The organism is Prevotella melaninogenica, from assembly GCF_013267595.1.
Taxonomy (GTDB): Bacteria; Bacteroidota; Bacteroidia; order Bacteroidales; family Bacteroidaceae; genus Prevotella; species Prevotella melaninogenica_D.
In genome coordinates this window covers 733,449-751,975 of sequence record NZ_CP054010.1, presented here as the reverse complement: position 1 = coordinate 751,975, position 18,527 = coordinate 733,449, and the positions used below count along the sequence as shown (strand labels likewise).

Annotated in this window: 13 protein-coding genes and 3 pseudogenes; 6 read left to right on the top strand and 10 right to left on the bottom strand. The window is 42.5% G+C overall.

The genetic code is table 11. The features are described 5' to 3' along the window. Window positions 1-489 precede the first annotated feature (489 nt). From FIU21_RS02795 to FIU21_RS02785, 3 genes and pseudogenes are all read right to left on the bottom strand, one after another. Entirely contained in the window at window positions 490-909 is a 420-nt protein-coding gene (locus FIU21_RS02795) for a hypothetical protein (RefSeq protein ID WP_231291311.1), read from the bottom strand. A gap of 136 nt (window positions 910-1,045) precedes the next feature. Beyond that, window positions 1,046-1,510, bottom strand: coding sequence for a DUF1896 domain-containing protein (locus tag FIU21_RS02790; RefSeq protein ID WP_036885887.1), 465 nt, complete (start codon window positions 1,508-1,510; stop codon window positions 1,046-1,048). 35 nt (window positions 1,511-1,545) lie between these two features. Next, window positions 1,546-2,238 (bottom strand): annotated as a pseudogene (locus tag FIU21_RS02785) (site-specific integrase); the annotation flags it as partial. 216 nt (window positions 2,239-2,454) lie between these two features. Between FIU21_RS02785 and FIU21_RS02780 the strand changes: the two are divergent. Beyond that, a complete protein-coding gene (locus FIU21_RS02780) occupies window positions 2,455-3,642 on the top strand; it encodes a transposase (RefSeq protein WP_254361422.1) in 1,188 nt (395 codons plus the stop codon). Window positions 3,643-3,656: 14 nt separating this feature from the next. On the opposite strand, the pseudogene FIU21_RS02775 reads toward FIU21_RS02780, so the two are convergent. The 5 genes and pseudogenes from FIU21_RS02775 to FIU21_RS02755 all read right to left on the bottom strand — a co-directional run. Then, window positions 3,657-4,019, bottom strand: a pseudogene (locus FIU21_RS02775) (nucleotidyl transferase AbiEii/AbiGii toxin family protein); the annotation flags it as partial. Continuing rightward, window positions 4,016-4,726, bottom strand: coding sequence for a DUF6577 family protein (locus tag FIU21_RS02770; RefSeq protein WP_036885838.1), 711 nt, complete (start codon window positions 4,724-4,726; stop codon window positions 4,016-4,018). The gene FIU21_RS02770 and the pseudogene FIU21_RS02775, both read right to left, overlap by 4 nt. Before the next feature lie 96 nt (window positions 4,727-4,822). Beyond that, on the bottom strand, window positions 4,823-5,131 hold the full coding sequence (locus FIU21_RS02765; RefSeq protein ID WP_004359330.1) for a helix-turn-helix domain-containing protein: 309 nt from the start codon (window positions 5,129-5,131) through the stop codon (window positions 4,823-4,825). After that, a pseudogene (locus FIU21_RS02760) lies at window positions 5,119-7,185 on the bottom strand (bifunctional DNA primase/helicase). Before FIU21_RS02760 ends, FIU21_RS02765 begins: the two are co-directional and overlap by 13 nt. Beyond that, window positions 7,182-7,562, bottom strand: a complete 381-nt coding sequence (locus FIU21_RS02755) for a MerR family transcriptional regulator (protein ID WP_036885842.1) — start codon at window positions 7,560-7,562, stop codon at window positions 7,182-7,184. Before FIU21_RS02755 ends, FIU21_RS02760 begins: the two are co-directional and overlap by 4 nt. A 1,316-nt stretch (window positions 7,563-8,878) precedes the next feature. On the opposite strand from FIU21_RS02755, the gene FIU21_RS02750 reads away from it, so the two are divergent. The 3 genes from FIU21_RS02750 (at window position 8,879) to FIU21_RS02740 (ending at window position 12,067) form a co-directional block, all read left to right on the top strand. After that, entirely contained in the window at window positions 8,879-10,210 is a 1,332-nt protein-coding gene (locus tag FIU21_RS02750) for a DNA recombination protein RmuC (RefSeq protein WP_004359333.1), read from the top strand. Between the two features lie 697 nt (window positions 10,211-10,907). After that, window positions 10,908-11,393 carry an anaerobic ribonucleoside-triphosphate reductase activating protein gene (gene nrdG / locus FIU21_RS02745; RefSeq protein ID WP_004359334.1) on the top strand — a complete coding sequence of 162 codons (486 nt, stop codon included), beginning with the start codon at window positions 10,908-10,910 and terminating at the stop codon, window positions 11,391-11,393. A gap of 128 nt (window positions 11,394-11,521) precedes the next feature. After that, window positions 11,522-12,067 (top strand): YiiX/YebB-like N1pC/P60 family cysteine hydrolase, encoded by a 546-nt coding sequence (locus FIU21_RS02740; protein ID WP_004359335.1) that lies wholly within the window; start codon window positions 11,522-11,524, stop codon window positions 12,065-12,067. A 378-nt stretch (window positions 12,068-12,445) separates the two neighbouring features. On the opposite strand, the gene FIU21_RS02735 is transcribed toward FIU21_RS02740, so the two are convergent. After that, the gene (locus FIU21_RS02735) at window positions 12,446-12,634 is read right to left on the bottom strand and encodes a hypothetical protein (protein WP_036885846.1); all 189 of its coding nucleotides are present in this window, start codon (window positions 12,632-12,634) and stop codon (window positions 12,446-12,448) included. 147 nt (window positions 12,635-12,781) lie between these two features. Between FIU21_RS02735 and FIU21_RS02730 the strand changes: the two genes are divergently transcribed. Beyond that, window positions 12,782-16,813: a glycoside hydrolase family 2 TIM barrel-domain containing protein gene (locus FIU21_RS02730; protein ID WP_004359336.1), complete on the top strand. Its 4,032-nt coding sequence runs from the start codon at window positions 12,782-12,784 to the stop codon at window positions 16,811-16,813. A 463-nt stretch (window positions 16,814-17,276) separates the two neighbouring features. Here FIU21_RS02730 and FIU21_RS02725 read toward each other — a convergent pair whose 3' ends face one another. Next, a complete protein-coding gene (locus tag FIU21_RS02725) occupies window positions 17,277-17,729 on the bottom strand; it encodes a cupin domain-containing protein (RefSeq protein ID WP_004359337.1) in 453 nt (150 codons plus the stop codon). Window positions 17,730-17,958: 229 nt separating this feature from the next. On the opposite strand from FIU21_RS02725, the gene FIU21_RS02720 reads away from it, so the two are divergent. Further along, the gene (locus FIU21_RS02720; protein WP_004359338.1) at window positions 17,959-18,327 is read left to right on the top strand and encodes a winged helix-turn-helix transcriptional regulator; all 369 of its coding nucleotides are present in this window, start codon (window positions 17,959-17,961) and stop codon (window positions 18,325-18,327) included. The last annotated feature ends 200 nt before the right edge of the window (window positions 18,328-18,527 follow it).

Here is an 18,527-nt window from a genome sequence, read left to right as displayed (position 1 = left end):
AGCCCCGTACTACCTTTGCGGATAAAAAGGGAACAGCATCCGTCCTGCGACATCGCATGTTGTGGAGATATGGAAGAGAAGCGAAAGTGCAACGCCTGAAACGGAAAACAAAAAAGATGACTATCTCACATTTTGAGATAGTCACCCATAAAAACAGCCTATCAGCTGGTGAGGCTGATAGGGCTAAACATATTACCTTTTAGGGTAACTTCTACAATGTTCTCTTACAAACTCCCACTTACCAAGGCGGAAGCGTGCATATGCACGAACATGTACAGGCTTGTTCTAACAACACTGGACCTTTTTGAGATTTTGAGACAGAGCTCTATTCCATAAGGTCTAAAAAAAATAGAGATGTCTAATATTATGTATCTTCATAATTTTAACCTGTAGCTTTTATCCATTGAACTTTATTGTCCAGTGGGAACTACAAGGAATGCAAAGGTACATAGTTTCATGGAAATAAACAAAAGTTATTCCTTTTATTGCTCAAAGCAAGCAGAGCAAAATTGCACCGAGAAAGGCAATCCAAAATATGTATTTTAGCAGCGTAAAGGTAACTTGGAGAATGACTCTGACAATAAAGCGCAGTATCAGAAAACCTGCAATGACTGACACGGTGGTTACGACTTGCGGCGTTACAATCTTCGAGATAAGCCAAATGGCACCGATAACGATAGAAAGCAGGATAGTGAGTTCGATGAAGCGTGTCCAACCGAAGTGACGGACTTGCTTGGGAGAAGTCGGCTGCTGCTTGATATTATCGGTTTTGTTCGATGCGTCTGCCTTGATGAAGGCAGGTGTGTGAACGATTTCGTTAAGCCGTGAGGACAATGGAAGCTCGCTTCTATTGTATCGGCGAGAAATCGCACTTTTAAGAACGTCTTGATTCATGATGATTGTATTCATATCGGAGCTTTTATAGTTCAAGAGCAATAACAAGATACTCTTCCACACAAAGCCAAGTGTTTGTAAAACTATTGGTGTGTGGAGAAGAGTGGTTATCTTGGCTCTTGAAACTACAAAAGCTCCCGATGGTGTTACATCAAGTTATGTTCTCACCGCCTATCGTTGGCAGACCATTGACCTCAATGAGCAGAACGATTGTCCCTGTCAGTTCGGTGTAGAGTTTCTCATACTCTGGACTTGCACCAAAGTCGTCTGCCAGTTCGTACTTATTGAAAATGCTTTGCACAGCCTTATTCTTCAGAAGCATTGGTGTTAATCTTTCTGGAAGAGGAGAAGGGAGTTCTTTCTCGAACTCATTCTCTAAGACAGACACAAGCGTGTCGTACTTGGAAAAATGCAGTCCTTGATACAGAACTTCGCTTGCCATTACCTCTGCCTCTGGGTGAGAAAAGCCTTGTGTTATAGCATCGCAGTAAGAAGTTAGGGCTTCATCGGCTCTTGCCGTTATGAATGGTTTGTCACTCAGCATTTCGGGGAAATGCTCACTGAGATAATTCTCTAATTTCAATCGGAAGTAAGATAATTCTTTCTTTGTTTCCATAATCATCTATTATTTTAGGGTTATACATTAATATATTATATGCCCATGGCTGTATTGAACTTACTGAGCTTTCCAGCCAGTTCTTCCATGTCACGTTCAACTTTCTTATTTGTTATTCGTGCATAAATCTGAGTTATTCTGATATTTGTATGTCCAAGCATCTTTGATACAGACTCCATTGGTACCCCTTTGGATATAGACATAGTGGCAAAAGTATGCCTTGTCATGTGGAAGGTCAGATTCTTTTTTATGCCACAAAGGTCGGCAATTTCTTTCAAATATGAGTTGATACGCTGGTTGCTCAACATAGGAAAGACTTTCCCCCCTTTTCTATTGATGTCGTAGTACTTTCTTATAATGGCAAGTGGAATATCCAGTAACATGACGTTTTCATCTACGCTTGTCTTGTATCTCTTGGTGATAAGTCATTGTCTGTCTTCTACGTTAACAATTTTATCGTAGGTAAGATTATATACGTCAATGTAGGCTAATCTCGTGAAGCAGGAAAAAATAAAAATATTCTTTACTAATTCCAGCCGTTCTATGTCAAAGTGCTTCTTCATAATACGGAGTACCTCTTCTTCTGTGAGGTAGCCACGATCTACCAATTCATAGCGCAGCTTGTGATTCGCAAATGGATCATGCATGATAAGTCCTCTGTTTCTCGCATAGTTCACGACCGTTTTCAGGTTTCTCAATTTCTTGGTGGTTGTGTTATGCAATAGTCCGTTAAATTTTCGCAGTTTGCGAAGCTTTTACCCAAAAGCCAACAGGAATTGTGGCAGAAAGAAAACATGATAAGTCTCTGAGAAAGAGATAATTAGGCAATAGAATATAACAAAGTATAACATAATAAAATCGGCTATCTCATTGAATTTCAGTAACTTTATAGATGTAAAAAGACAATAAAGTTTATGCTGATAACCAACTTGATTAGCCGATATATGAAGCTCTGCAAAGCAGCATTTAGTGCTGAAGATGGAGCAAAGTTAAACAAAAGTATTCAAACAAACGTCATGGAAATGCTTTTTCTTTTGATGGTCATCCCAAGGAAATGTAATTTTACGCAGATGGGACGCTATGGAAAGCGTGGCGAACAATGCTATCGGCAGACGGCAGAGCGCAGCGTGAACTGGCTCGAAATAAATATGTGGCTGAGTGCTTTCGCCTTCAAGCAGGGTAAAGGGCTCAATGCCATCGTTATTGATCCAAGCTTCATCAAGAAGGCTGGGAAGCATACCCCATACGTGGGTACGTTTTGGTCGGGCTGTGCAGGTGCGGTAAAGCACGGTCTTGAGATCCTCGGCATCGGTGTGATAGACGTGGACTTGCATGAGTGTATGATGCTCAAGGCTGTGCAGACCACATTGGAAAAAGGGGAGGAGAAAAAAGAGATGAGTCTATACGACTGGTATACCAAGGTGTTGGAGGACGACAAGGTAACCTTACAGCGTATTTGCAAGGTTCTTGTCGCTGACTCAGCCTTCTCCAAAAGACCTTTCATCGACAAGGTAATGAAGATGGGCTTCCATGTTGTGAGCCGCTTGCGTCATGACGCAGCCTTGTTCTACACATGGGATGGGGAACCCACGGGAAAGCCTGGCCGTCCTCGTATCAAAGGTGACAAGATTGACGTAAGGAACATCGACATATCCAAAGGCAATGAGCTTGATTTAGGAGAGACCAAAGGCAAAGCCTATGCGCTCAAGGCGTGGTGCAAGTCCTTGCATAGGGTCGTGTCGATTGTCATCCACGAGTTGCCCAACGGTGTCCGCCGTTTGTACTTCTCTACGGATGAGAGCATGAGTGGACGCGATGTGATGGAGTACTATACCACACGTTTCCAAGAGGAGTTTTGCTTTCGCGACGCAAAGCAATTCCTCGGTCTTACCGATTGTCAGGCACGCGACAAGAGAAAACTTGAATTTGCTTTCAACTCTTCATTCACAGCACTCAATGTGACCAAAATCATGTGCAAGGAACTTGGCACGTCCATCGGTCGACTTAAAGCGCAGATGGTCAATGCCTACTATGCACAACGAATTATTGACGTGTTCGAGAAGAACCCGAACACGCCATTAAATAAAGAAAGGATAAATGATATATTTAGTTTCGCTGCTGATGCAGCATAATATTTAACGGACTATTGATAAGCTATGTGATAAAAAAATCTCGAGTGGCTCTTGGGAATATTCGTGTCCCTCTGCTGCCGTTCTTCAAGGGCTTTGGATATAAAACCGAACTTTTCTGTATCTTTCAGATATGGCTCAATATCCGTACCTGGTGGACAGATAATGTCAATGTCTATGGATAGTCGATGGGCAGATTCTCCCAAAAGAAGCATCAGAGCCGAACCGCCCTTGAAACAGAAAGGGCAACCGGACAATTTCAGCATCTCCAAGAGCGACATTGCCCTAATAACTTTCTCTATCAGATTCAGGTCTTTATATTTGTTACGAACAGATATGGCCTTTATCCATTCTGCAGTCATACATTCCTTCTTGATCATACAAATTCTTTGATATATTTTTCTATTTGCGCTTTAATATTGCGCCGTGAGGCATAACGCAGTAACATTCCTATATTCACATTATAGTTGGCAAAGGCATTCTGCATCATGTACAAGGACTCTTGACCTTGCAGGTAGAAGAAATCCCTGTCACATTGGATATCAACTAAGAGTTTCTCTATTGTTGGTACATTGATACCGTTTACTTCCTGTATGGGCGATTCTGAAACAAGAGGCTTCACAATAAAGGATTTTTTGTCCAACCGGATATAATCGGACATAATATCCTCCTTTGGCGAAAGGAAACTGCGTTCGTGCATATCCTGTACAAAGTGGAAAATGGTTTCAGTGGCATCACGCTCCGTTTCTATATAGATATTGTTGTTGTACGACAGGTGATGCTGCAAGTCAGACAGTATTTCACCATTATAGACACAAAAGTCCAATAAGGGATATTCCGTTTTTAATTTCTTATACAACCGAATAGAGTGAACATTAGGAGCAGGACGGAAAATGGCTTTAGGGGTTGTTGTATATACTCCTTTGCTTATTCTGAATATTTTTTTTTCGTCCAACAACTTGCGTAAATGCCAAGACAACATCTTCTTGGAAAGTTCAATCTTCCCAGAAAGATACTCAGACAAGTCATTCGTCTTAAATTCCTTGTTGGCGTTTGCAAAATCTACAATTATATTACTGACGTTCATCCTGCTATCACTAATGGTTCGATGCAAAGATAGTTAGATTTTGGCAATAAAACAAATATTTTGCCAAAATCTAACTTATTATTATACCGTCTTTCGTTACCAACCATCTCGCTTTCGTACCATTTCATCAATTTCTTCCCGAAGGAAAAGTAACCTGCCATTTGCTTTGAGATAGGGAATTTTTCCTGCCCACACCCAATTATAGATGGTCTTTTGTTCTACTTTGAGTATCTTGGATACATTTATGATATCCAGATATTCCGGTTTCAGGGGAGGATGGACGGTTGTGTCAACAGATTGATCCTGCAGGACAAGCAGGCGGTCGAGTTTATCCTCGACGCTTATCAGCTTGTCGAACAGGCGTTTTTGCCAAGTGTCTTCGGTTTTATAATCTATGTACGGCATAGTTCTCCTTTTTGATAGTTACCATTGGTATCTTGTGCCAAGATACGTTGTTCTTTCATATAGGCGATGTATTTCTTTGCAGTTCTGTCCTTGATTTCCATTTCGCGCATCAGAACCTCACAAAGTTCTTGGTAAGTGAGCTTGAAAGAATTTCGGAAGGCTTCTTTGACAACGGCAATGAGTTCATCAGTCTTGCGCTTTTCCTTGTCCTCTTTAGATTTCTCGCCACGATAGACGTGCATGTCCTCAGCCTTATCCCAGCCGAAAAGCATCATCGGTACGTCCAACGGACTTCCGTCACGGACTTTCAATGCTTTTACGACCGAGTATTCGGGATTATCATCTTTCTCTGTGGAAAGAATTCCCGCTGCTTTGCGCTGCAATTCTGAGCCGATATGCCCACGGAGTTTAATACCATTCGGTACGAAGTGTAGCACGCAGATGATACAGGTATTATAAATCCCCGCCAAGCGATAAAGCTCGTCCACAATGGCAATACTTTCCGTTTCATCGTTGGCAGAACGTATCAAGTCGGCTATTCCGTCAATTACCACGAGGTGGATACCTCCATGCCTGTGATGGAACAAGTCCATACTCTCACGGATAAGGTTCAGTCTGTCCTTACGAGACAGAGAGGCAAGGTACAGAGAATGGCAAAACTCCGGTACTGCCGTCAAAGAAGCCCTACGCAGTGTCTTACCCAAGTTCTTGTGCAACTGTGCCTCGGACTGTTCCGTGTCATAGTGTAGGACCGCCAAGCCTTTGGGATTGGGGGTAATCTCTAATCCCAAGGTCTTCTCTATCGGTAATCGTTTTTCTCCCAATGTCCCAGCAAGGATAGCACCCACATAGTTGCTCTTGCTCGTACCTTCACCTCTGGTAATGCAGAACAGATTGTCCTGCGTTCCTAGTGGAACACCATTCACAGCCACAACCGATTTGGAAATGTCTGGTGGATTCTCATAATCAATCTCACAGGAACGTAACATCATCATGGTTTGACTATATAGATCTGAGAACATCTTGGCAAGCAGCTCTTTCAGTTCCTTTGCCCCATTACCCAAGGCAAAGAAATCAGAAATGTCTTTTTCGGACTTCGTGCCACAGAGCGGAAGTGAAAGGTTCAAGACCTTGTATTCCACCAGATGTTCAGACTGTTTATGTGCCTCCCGTACACCTGTTTCATCCGCATCATATAAGAGTATTATATGCCTAAAACGAAGCTGAAGGCTCTCAATGATACTTGTCGGTATCTGTGCGGTTTCACTGTTGAAGCAAATCGCATTGAAGCCGTGTGCATACAACGAGAGGATATCCTTTTCCCCACCTGTTATGAAAAGCATATCTCCTTTGGCAGGAATCTGCTCCATTCCGAAGCAATACGTGGCAGGCATCCGTCCACCATAAACCATAAAGAAAGCGGATTTTTGGACTGTGAGGTCGGCATATCTTTACATACCCGTTTCCGATATAGGCAAACATAGCTTCCGTAGGTGATCCATAAAGTTCAAATTTCTTACCTTCAGCAGATACACTTTCATAGCGTTTAAGACTATGTACCCGAAAGCGTCGGAGTGTATCCTCATGGATGCCGTAATGCGCCCAATAGTTCAGCAGGCCATCGTCAAATGGCTGTATCACGAAACTGTATGGGCGTTCTTCCGCATTTTTGTTATATCAGCCTTAGGACTGGAAATGATAGGGCTTTTATTAGCCAATGCAACACGCTTGCCGTGCTTCTCATCCTCACACAAAGAATACAGTTCCAGTTCTTGGACGATGGTTTTCAAGACTTCTGGAAAATCAGTTTTCAGATTTAAGCCAGGTAGGGTTGCCACAAACCAGAAACAGTCCCCTGAATAGGTGGTATCACCATGATCATAGAACTTATAGGATGAACTCTTCCTGTCATAAAAGATGTGGCATGAAGCCCGCTTGTCATCATAGAAAGGACTGCGGAAGTTGCGATGAAGGTTCACCTCAAAACCAAGGAAATGGGAAAACACATTCAAACCTCCTTGTGTAAGTAAAAGAATCTGTTCCTTTTCTATCATAGTTGTCGGTTTTTAGGATTAATACATGAACTCATGATGAGATTGTCCTTGAAACGGTTGAGCCGACCAAGAATCTCATCGTTTCTCATACCTGATACGCGGAGCCGGTTACACTTCGTGGCTATCACGATAGACTTGAAGAAGTATCGTACATCGCCACCCTTCGTGTAGCGATACCGTACCAACTGTTTCTTGCGCCAGCGGTAAAGTGTGGACTCTGAAACATTCAGAGTCCCGATAAGGTCTTTGGTTGTCATCTCCAGCTCGTCGTCAATGTCTTGAATAAGACGGGAGGTGCGTTCAACATACTGCTCAATTCTATTGAGCCTGTCTATCAAATCCTGATAAGCCTGGCTCTCCACTGCGATTATTTCCATTAGCGTAACCGTTTGGTTTTAATTGTTACATGTTCTATTCCAAGTTCACTGATAAACAGTGAAAGTCTTCTGAATGCTTCCTCAGTAAAAACCTCCAGATGAATTTCTGCTATAGGTAAAGGACTGGGCTGCCCATTACGTGCAAGAAACTCGAATATTTGGTAGACTGGATGCCCACTTTAGAAGTGTACGTCAGAATTTGTTCAAGGGTCATTGCTGTCTTTCCTTCCCCAGCGCGAGATCCAACTCGAGCTAACTTTCAGAATAATAGATAGATACTCCTGCGAATAACCATTTTTCACTCTTGCTGACTTCAGCATTTCCAATAACTTTTTCATACTTATAAAGTTACTAAAGCGCCGTTATAAGTGCAACCCGCCACATGCAAATGTTTGCACACTATGCAATCCGTCTTGCAGACGGTGCAAGTTTGTTTGTTAGTAGCGGAATACACAGTGTACCAATAGATATAACGAACTAAATCTAAAACATTTTATTACTCTTATATCTTTGTATAATTATTATTGCTTTGTAAAACTCCAGTGCAAGGTGCAAGTCCCTTTATATATAAGGGCTTGCACCTTGCACTGGAAAGTGTAGCAGTAAAATATCTAAATATTTATGGCACAAAGATTTGGAGATGTAAACAAAAAGATCTAACTTTGTACTCCGAGAATGGGAGTGAGCGTGCTTTCAACAGATAGTCAAAATAGCGGTCATAAACCAGTCAGTTTGCTGCTACATTTCTGCTACACAGACTATCAGTACAAAAGGTAAATATTTACTAACAGCGATAAGGATATACCGTGGATTAGTCCAGGCTGGTCCACAAAAGGGTATTAAAGAGTTGTAGAGGTTTCTGCAACTCTTTTTTTATGTGGTCATTTTCGAAGGTGGGGGTGGACGGTTGTCGCCTGTGTAAGGATGAAGGATACGAGCGTTTTTGATGTTGTTTACTCCGTATGTTGGATGAATAGGCTGATTGACATGCTGAGTCCGTTAACTGAAAGGGCTTCATTGGGCGTTAAGTATTGACTTATCACGGGAAGGAGATGTTTAGAATTAAGATGCTAATAACTGAAAAATATTCTTTTAAAAGGGGCAATTTTCTCTGATTTTATTTGTATTTTTGTCATGCTAATCGTATCGTTTCGGACGCTTTTATCTAATAATAAATAAGGTGACTTTTACGATGTGGCAAAGTCCTCATGATAGAAGCCTGTGCTATTCATGTCTGTTGAGACGCTACTGAGGCTCTATAAAGCTGATTCATTCATGGCTTTATATGAGGAAAAAACAAATGAAAAAGAACAAGTATGGCAATAATTTATCTACTTCTCGGCATCATCATCGGTGCAAGCATTATGCTCCTCTGGATGAAGAACAAATCAACACAGGAACAGAAGAATGTTAGTGAGCAATTAGCTGTCCTCCGTAGTCAACTTGAAACAGAACGAAAGAATGTTGACGAGCGTATTGCGGTGGTGAAAGAGAATGCTTTGCAGCAGCTTGAGGCAGAGCGAAAGCATGGCGAACAGCTACGCAACGAACTCCAGAAGCAGGCTGAAGCGAAGAACCGACTCTTACAAGAAGAGGTGCGCAATATGGCTGCACAGATGTTGGATGAGAGTCGGGAGAAGATGAATACGACTGATAAAGAACGTTTGGATGCTCTCCTCTCGCCGCTAAAAGAGCGTTTAGAGTCCTTTAATCAGACTGTTACAAATAACAGCAAGGAGAATACTGCCAATAAAACAGAGATTAAAACGACCTTTGAGGAGGCGATGAAACGTCTTCATGCGGAGCAGGAACTGACCATCAAGGCGATGCGTGAGGATCAAGAACGGGCAGTAAAGGAACTGCGTGAACAGACGGAACGTATTGGTAATGACGCTGCTTCGCTCACACAAGCCCTTAAAGGTGACTCTAAGATGCAGGGCGATTGGGGTGAGATGATTCTCGATAAGACGTTGGAAGACTGCGGTCTTATTCAGGGGCAACAGTATTTTCTGCAAGAGAACTACAAGGACAAGGATGGTAATAACTTCCGACCAGATGCCGTGATAGTCTTTCCGAATGAAGAACGTGCCGTGATAGATGCTAAGGTTTCACTGACAGCTTATCAGGCAGCAATCAGAGAAGAGAATGCCACGGAGCGTGAACGCTATTTGAAGGAACATGTTTCCTCAATCAAGAAGCATGTCGACGAACTGTCGGCTAAGAACTACGAGAAACTTGTACCGGGCTGTATCGGCTTTGTACTGATGTTCGTCCCTTACGAAAGTGGCTATTCTGCTGCTTTGAAGACCGATCCATCTATCTTGCAATACGCTTATCGTAAGCATATTATCATTCTGAGTCCAAGCAATCTTCTCATGGCTTTACAGTTGACACACACGATGTGGCAGAACTTCCGTATGACAAAGAATGTAGAGGAAATCCTCCACCAATCAAACGAACTCTTCGATAAGTTCGTCACCTTTGCAGAGACTTTCGTAAAGTTAGGTGCCGACATCGAACGCCTACAGCAGGATTTCAGCAGGGCGAAGGGTCAGCTAAACGAGGGTAAGGGTAACATCGTTCGCCGATTAGAAGGATTAAAAACATTAGGTATCAGTCCGAAGAAACAGATTCCGGAGAGCCTGTAATAAGTGGAAACCGAGCTATAAATAGCTTTCAAAAATTATATATAAAACGTCCTCAACAATCTGCTTTCAGATTGCTGAGGACGTTTTGTCGTTTCTGAATTTCCTTTACATTTCCTTGTGCTTTTATACCGAAAAAAGGCTAAAGAAAGGTCTTCTTTTCTACCTTTGTAACCCTCTTGTTATAAAGAAGTTACGAAACGGTGTTTCAAAAGGTGCTTAATAGGACATCAAAAGGGCGTTAGTAAGGGTCTTAAAGGGCACCTTTTGCAAGCCAAAAGGGCGTCTTTACGAACCTAAAAGAGCATGTGTTGATTTTCAAGTGTTGAATTTTTTATTACAAAATAGTTGGTTGTTTTTGGATTGTTCGGAATAGAGATTGGTAAAATCTATACTATTCAAAGAACATATTTATCTTTTATTTGTGTGAATATGTATTCTACTAAGAATAGATGGGTACACAGAAATAGAGCGGACGGAGCTAAAAGTAATATTACAAAAGTGCGATGGTATAAAGAATGACAGCGACGAAGCTTACAAATTTTATCAATAATTCCAGATAAAGTCTGCTTTGTTTAATACTTTCTTTATATCTTTGTAGAGTAGAAAATCGTTCATCTAAAAGGAGGTGACACGGTGTTGCGTGGGTGAAGGTAATCACTTGAGCATAAGCGTGTTTAGCAAAAAGAATCATATAGTAATGCTTCGTTATATCAATACAGATATTGTCTTTCAGGAGTTTCCCGATGAGGTGACGCTTGCCATTAATATTTCGGGATGTCCGTGTCGTTGTCCGGGCTGTCATAGTCAGTTCTTGTGGGCAAATAGGGGAGATGAATTGACGACTGAAGCATTGTCTGCACTGATTCATGGTGCGAAAGATACCATTACTTGTGTGGGTTTTATGGGGGGCGATGGTGACCCAGCGGCAGTTGACCTGCTTGCAAAATATGTCCAAGAATGTCACCACGGATTGAAGGTTGGTTGGTACACAGGGCGCACAGCAATCTCTCCGCTCATCAATCAACAGCATTTCGACTATATCAAAGTGGGCCCCTACCTCCGCCATTTGGGTGGACTCGATTCCCCACGTACTAACCAACGAATGTACCGCCGCTGCACAGATGGAAGCTTTGAGGATATCACTTCCCGCTTTTGGAAACATCAGACAGAGAGTAGCTTATAAGAAAAAAGTCTGCTCCGCTTGACATTCTGCTTTAGAATCATTACCTTTGCAATCGCTTTACGGCTACTCCTAAATAATGGAAAATATGTTTTTAGAGTCCTTGTAAGTCAAAGAATAACAGAATAATAATGAAAAAGTTTAAGACAATAATCATGTTGCTATTGGTTGCTATTGCATTATATGCGCAGCGAACTCCAAGAGTGACGAATGATTTTAAGGAGGGAGACTTAATCTTTCAAGTATCGCAAAGTCGTCAGTCACCTTTTATTCAATTAGCAACTAATTCTCCGTGGTCACATTGTGGTGTGATTGTAGAGAAGGAAGGAAAACCCTATGTGCTTGAAGCTTCTAATGTTGTCAAGCTCACTCCACTTAAGAAATGGATTGATAGGGGTAAGATGGGAAGGTATAAGAGAAGACGAGTACTGAACAAACCTGTCAAAATTAAGTACGCTAAATACCTTGGTAAGCGTTATGATTTAGCCTTTAAGTTTAATAATGACAAGTACTATTGTTCAGAACTTATATATGACATCTATAAGGATCAGTTTGGTATTCAACTCGCTACGCCCAAGCCTATCAAGTCTTATCATATCTTCGGACTTGGTAAACTAATGAAAAGACGTGGTATGGACCCAAATCAGAAAGTCGTTGCTCCTTGTGACTTGTTATAGATTTAGCTGCATAACGGAAACCGAATTCTCATGTTGCCTTGTACTCTCCACAAGCAACCTGTTAACTTGTCGGCTCGTTCACTCGTCTAACTTGTCACCCCCTCATGTCGCTTTGTTTTTTTAATACATTTCTATAAAACAAACTTTGCTGTCACTGCTTTCACTCGAAAAACTCGTCTAACTTATTGGTTTACAGTGTGATTACTTGAAGTGTTAAAAGTGACAGCAAATAAAAACTAAACTCTTCTTGTAAGAAGTGTATTAGTCTCTTGCTTTTTCAACCCCTTCTCACCCCATATATTATAAGTACTTACCCTGTCCGCCTGTTACTTTGTCTTCCTTCACAATCAACTCGTTTACTATCAACTTGTTTACTCGTCAACTCGTCCCCTTGTTACTTTGTCTTCCTCCACAATTAACTTGTTCACCTGTCCACTCGTTTACTTGTCCACTCGTCCCCTTGTTACTCTGTCTTCCTTCACAATCAACTTGTTTACTCGTCCACCCGTTCACTTGTCCACTTCCTCCCAAGAGTGTATTATTTACGTAATATCCTCCCTTTCTCATTGCTTATTTGTTTTTTTTTATTAACTTTGCCTACATTGATAAAAGAAATGAGGTCTGCATGCTGAGTAACAACCTTATAGCGTCTTTGGAGAAACCTTGAAGAAGGCAGTCAGAGACAGATAAGACAGAATATAACACCTAACTATTATGCATAAACAATTTTTAATCGGTTTATTATTATCGTCATTAACAGCTGCGCCTATACAGGCTGATGACTATCCTGCTGGAGGCTATCTCTTCGGTCAGGCAACAGCACCAACTGGTAATGAATGGCAGTCACCTGGTGCACTGGGTTATAACAAGTTGCCAGCTCGTGCGCTATTCTCTTCTTTCTCATCGGTTGATGAGGCAAGAAAAGTATTGCCAGAGTTTGCTAAGGATTACCTTTCTCTCAACGGAGAATGGAGTTTCCACTTCTCAAAGAACCCCGATGAACGTCCAAAAGACTTCTTCACAAAGGGGTATGATGACAGCAAGTGGGACCGTCTGCAGGTGCCAGTAAGTTGGAATATGGCAGGTATTCAGAAAGATGGAACACTGAAGTATGGTGTGCCAATCTATGTAAATCAGTGGGTTATTTTCAAATATAACATCGAACCGGGCGACTGGAAGAAGGGCGTTATGCGTGAACCGCCAAAGAACTACACCACTTACGAATATCGTAATGAGGTAGGTTCGTTTAGAAGAAGCTTTGATATTCCAACTACTTGGGACGGTAAGGAAGTCTACCTCAACTTTGATGGTGTAGACTCATTTTTCTATTTGTGGATCAACGGTCGTTATGTAGGCTTCTCAAAGAACTCACGCAATACGGCACAATTCGATATTACCCCTTATATCACTAAGGGAAAGAATGAGGTAGCAGTAGAGGTTTATCGTTCGTCAGACGGTAGTTTCCTCGAGGCACAGGATATGTTCCGCTTGCCAGGTATCTTCCGTAATGTCAGCGTAACAGCTACTCCGAAGGTACATATTGCTGATGTGAAGGCTATCCCTTCCTATACAGACGGCAAGGGTACTGTAAACCTTAACACAACACTGCAGAACCTCACTACAAAGAATGCGAAAGACTTACATCTGCGTTGGAGTATCTATAAGAACAGACTCTTTGCTGATGACAACGAGTTGGTGGCAACCTTCGAGGATGCAAAGGCAAAGACTGTTTGTAACAGTAAGGGACAGACTGACGTTCGACAGACACTCACTGTGAACAATGCGGCAGCATGGACAGCAGAAGAGCCAAATGTCTATGTTCTCGTTGGTGAGTTGATGCAGGGAAAGAAGGTAGTTGAAACGATAAGTTTCCAAACTGGTTTCCGTACTGTTGAGATTAAGGATACACCAGCAAGTCAGGACGAGTTCGGTTTGGCAGGAAGATATTATTATATCAATGGTAAGCCAGTGAAACTCAAGGGTGTGAACCGCCACGATACCAACCCATTGACAGGTAAGGTTATCTCTCGTGAGCAGATGGAAAATGAGATTATGCTGATGAAGCGTGCGAACATTAACCACGTGCGTACCTCTCATTATCCTAACGACCCTTACTTCTATTATCTCTGCAATAAATATGGTATCTACTTGGAGAGCGAGGCAAACATTGAGAGTCATGAGTACTTCTATGGTAAGGCGTCGCTTTCACATGTGCCAGAGTTCCAAGCAGCACACGTTGATCGTGTAATGGCAATGACTCACCAGCTTGTTAACCAGCCTTCAATCGTTATCTGGAGTTTGGGTAATGAGGCAGGACCGGGTCATAACTTCGTTGTAGCCTACGACTCTCTGAAGGCTTACGATGCTTCAAGACCAGTACAGTATGAACGCAACAATGACATCGTGGACATGGGTTCTAACCAGTATCCAAGTATTGCATGGACTCGCGATGCGGTGAAGGGTAAGATGGGTATCAAGTATCCTTTCCATATCTCAGAGTATGCCCATTCAATGGGTAACGCTGTAGGTAACCTCGTTGACTATTGGGAGGCAATGGAGTCTACGAACTTCTTTATGGGTGGTGCTATCTGGGACTGGATTGACCAGAGTATGTACAACTACACAAAGGACGGCAAGCGTTACCTCGCTTATGGTGGTGACTTCGGTGATACGCCTAACGATGGACAGTTTGTTATGAATGGTGTTATCTTCGGTGATGAGACTCCAAAACCACAGTATTATGAGGTGAAGAAGGTGTATCAGTATATTGGAACAAGCTGGAAGGACGCTAAGACAGCTACTTTAGATGTATTCAATAAGAACTACTACTCTGATGATCTCAGTGGTTATGCAATGTCTTATAGCCTGAGCGCTGATGGTGTAACCGTTAAGAAGGGCGACCTTGACCTCGGTAGTGTACCAGCAAGAAGTCATAAGAGCATTACAATCGCAGGACTCAACGAGGGTCTTGACCCAAATAAGGAGTACCTCCTCCACATTACCTATCGTCTCAAGCATGACATGCCATGGGCAAAGGCAGGATATGTTCAGGCTGAAGAGCAGTTGCCTGTACAGGTAGCAGCGGCTCGTCCAGCTATCGCTGCAGCAGGTAAGGTGAATATGTCTGCCGTAAAGGATAATAAGATAGTCTTCTCTGGCAAGACCTTCACAACGACATTCGACCTCACAAAGGGTACGATTTATAACCTTCAGTATGATGGTAAGACTATCATTGCAGACGGTTGTGGACCAGAGTTGAACGCTTTCCGTGCATGGGTTAACAATGACAACTGGGCTTACGAAGGATGGTATGCAAATGGTTTGAACAACCTACAGCACAAGTGTACTAACTATACAACCCACGCAAATGCTGACGGTTCTGTTTCTGTTGTGTTCAATGTTGAGTCACAGGCACCTTATGCTTATCGCCTTGAGGGTGGTAATGCCAACTGGAAGAAGCTCATCGAATACAAGGAAAAGCCATTCGGTAAGGATGATTTCCGCTTCAATACGCAGGTGGTTTACACCATCTTCCCTGACGGTAGCATTGAGAGCGAGAGCGCAATAACAAGCAATAAGCCTAATCTGACACTCGCTAAGTTAGGTTATACCGTACGTGTTCCAAAGGCACTCAGCTTGTTGAATTACTATGGTCGTGGTACAGTTGACAACTATCCAGACCGTAAGACAGGTCAGATGATTGGTATCTATGAGCAACAGGATGTTGAGGATGAGTTCGTTGCCTTCCCTAAGCCACAGGATACGGGTAACCATCAGGATACTCGTTGGCTCTCACTTACAGGCAATGATGGCGGCGATGCCCTCTATGGTGCTGTCTTCGTGGCTAAGGATAAGATGAGCTTCTCTGCGCTTCCTTGGTCGGATAACACCATCGCAATGGCTAACCATCCACACGAATTACCTCAGAGCGAATATACTTATTTGCATCTTGACATGGCAATCACTGGTCTTGGTGGTAACAGTTGTGGACAGGGTGGTCCGTTATTGCGCGACCGTGTTATGGCAACGCCACACACCTTCGGTTACATGATTCGTCCGATGAACTCTGTTAAGACCAACGACCTCGTTAGCAATGCGAATGTAAGTCTGAATGGTGCCACACCACTTACCATCGTACGTGACGGTGAGGGCAATGTGACAATCAATGCAAATGGTGCGAAGGGTGATATCTACTATTGTGTTAATGACAGCAAGAAGGCTGTGAAGTACACTGGTCCTGTTAGCTTGCGCAATGGTGGTACGATTTCAGCTTGGACAAAGGAGAATGATTGGCTCGTAGCTTCTCAGACCTTCTCACGCATTGAGAGCATCCCATTGTCAGTAGTCTTCGCTTCAAGTCAGGAGAGTGGTGAGGGTGATGCAAGCCACCTTACCGATGGAAATCCAAGCAGCTACTGGCACACAATGTACTCTGTTACTGTGGCAAACTACCCACACTGGGTTGACTTTGACTGTGGTGGCATGAAGACTATCAAGGGCTTCACCTACCTCCCACGTCAGGACAGTAACAATGGTAACATCAAGAAGTACAGCATTCTGGTAAGCAATGACGGCAAGACATGGGGTAAGGCTGTTGCTGAAGGTGAGTTTGAGAACAACAGAAAGGAAAAGACTATCCTCCTCACCACACCAGTTAAGGCTCGCTTCGTTCGTCTGACAGCCCTCAGCGAACAGTCTGGTCAGGACTTTGCAACAGGTGCTGAGTTTAAAGTGTTGGAGAAGTAAAGGCTTTTCTATCAGTTGTAGGGCATCCCTGCAATTGCTACCCCTGCTTCTGATAGAGCTACATAAAATGAATAAGGAGTGGAAGAAACGATATTTTCTTTCACTCCTTTTCGTTTTGTAAAAGCCTGAAATGTGACTAAATACAATGTTACACCTTGTTTGAACTATTGCCTTAGAGATGGAGAAACATTCCTCTCACACCAAGCGATGAGCGCTGAGATGAGTGGAAATAGTTCTTTTCCAATGTTTGAAAGGGCGTATTGTTTGTCGCTTTCAACAATAATCCGATCTTCTTTTAATATATTTAGCGAGGCGGATAGGGGAGAGTCGGGCAGGTCATACCTTAACTCTTCGTAAGTTGCTCTGCCTTTCTTACCGAGTGTTTGGATAAGGCAAAGCGTGTCCGCCACGCATATCCGTGAGAGGATATTACGTATCGGACACGTAGGGAATAGTGGGTCAATTACCATTTTAGTTCTTCATTCAGTATCACTCCATCGCCAGCAGGTGCATCATTCTCAGCAAAGCTGTTTGCCTTATACTGAATACAGAGCATTAACATCTCGTCATTACCAGTATTCTTCAGCGCACGCTTACCTTCTGGAGCAACGCGAATAATACTACCTTCAGTCACTGGGAATACCTCGCCATCAACCTGATATTCACCTTCACCTTTGAGGATAAAGTAAAGTTCCTCGTGTGTCTTGTGTGTATGAAGGAAACCACTGTCCTGACCAGGTACAAGAGTCTGGAATGAAAGTTCGCTACCTGTTGCTTGCAATGCCTGACCAGCGAATACCTTACCCGGAATCTCAATCTCTCCGAATGGGAGCACATAGTCCTTGATATCGCTGAGCTTACCTACGTTTACTGCTGTGAAGTTCTTACCGTTCTTGATCGTTTCAACTGTTTTCATAATTCTTTTTGTTTTATTGTTTTGTTTGTTTTGATGATGCAAAGGTATTGATTTTCAGTCTATTCTACAAGTAGGCACGCAAATGTCAGCCAGTTACCTTGAGGTAAGTAATACTGATAATAAAGCATTTAAAGGGTACTTGTTTTACATAGTTTAACACTAAAAGATGCGAGCCTTAGCTTATAATAGTTACTTTTGTGCAGTAATATAACTTAAAGAGCTTATAAGTATGAATAGAAATGAAGTCAGAGATGCCCTCTATCCTAACTGTCCTATAAGAAATGTACTCTCAAGAGTAGGGGACAAGTGGTCGATGTTGGTGCTTTTCACGTTGGAGAACAACGATTGTCAACGCTTTAAGGAACTGCAACGTAATATCCCCGATATTTCTCAAAAGATGCTGACTGCAACGCTGAAGATGTTGGAGGGTGATGGACTTATTCATCGGGAAGTCTTTCCAGAGATACCTCCCCGCGTTGAATATTCGCTTACGGAGAAAGGGAAAAGTCTACTACCGCTTATCGACAACCTCCTTTCATGGGCGAGTGAGAACATGGAAGATATTATAGAGTCGAGAAAACAGTATCTTTTAAAGTAGGCTTTTTAGAGGTTTTGGAGGTTAATAGTTTAACTGTTAGCAATCCTCTTTGTAATTATTTTTCATCTACTCGATTTTTATTAAGGCTTAATTACATTCGAATTAACGCCTTTTTGGCTTGCAAAAGGTGCTCTTTAAGACCCTTACTAACGCCCTTTTGAAGTCCAATTAAGCACCTTTTGAAATGCAATATCACAACT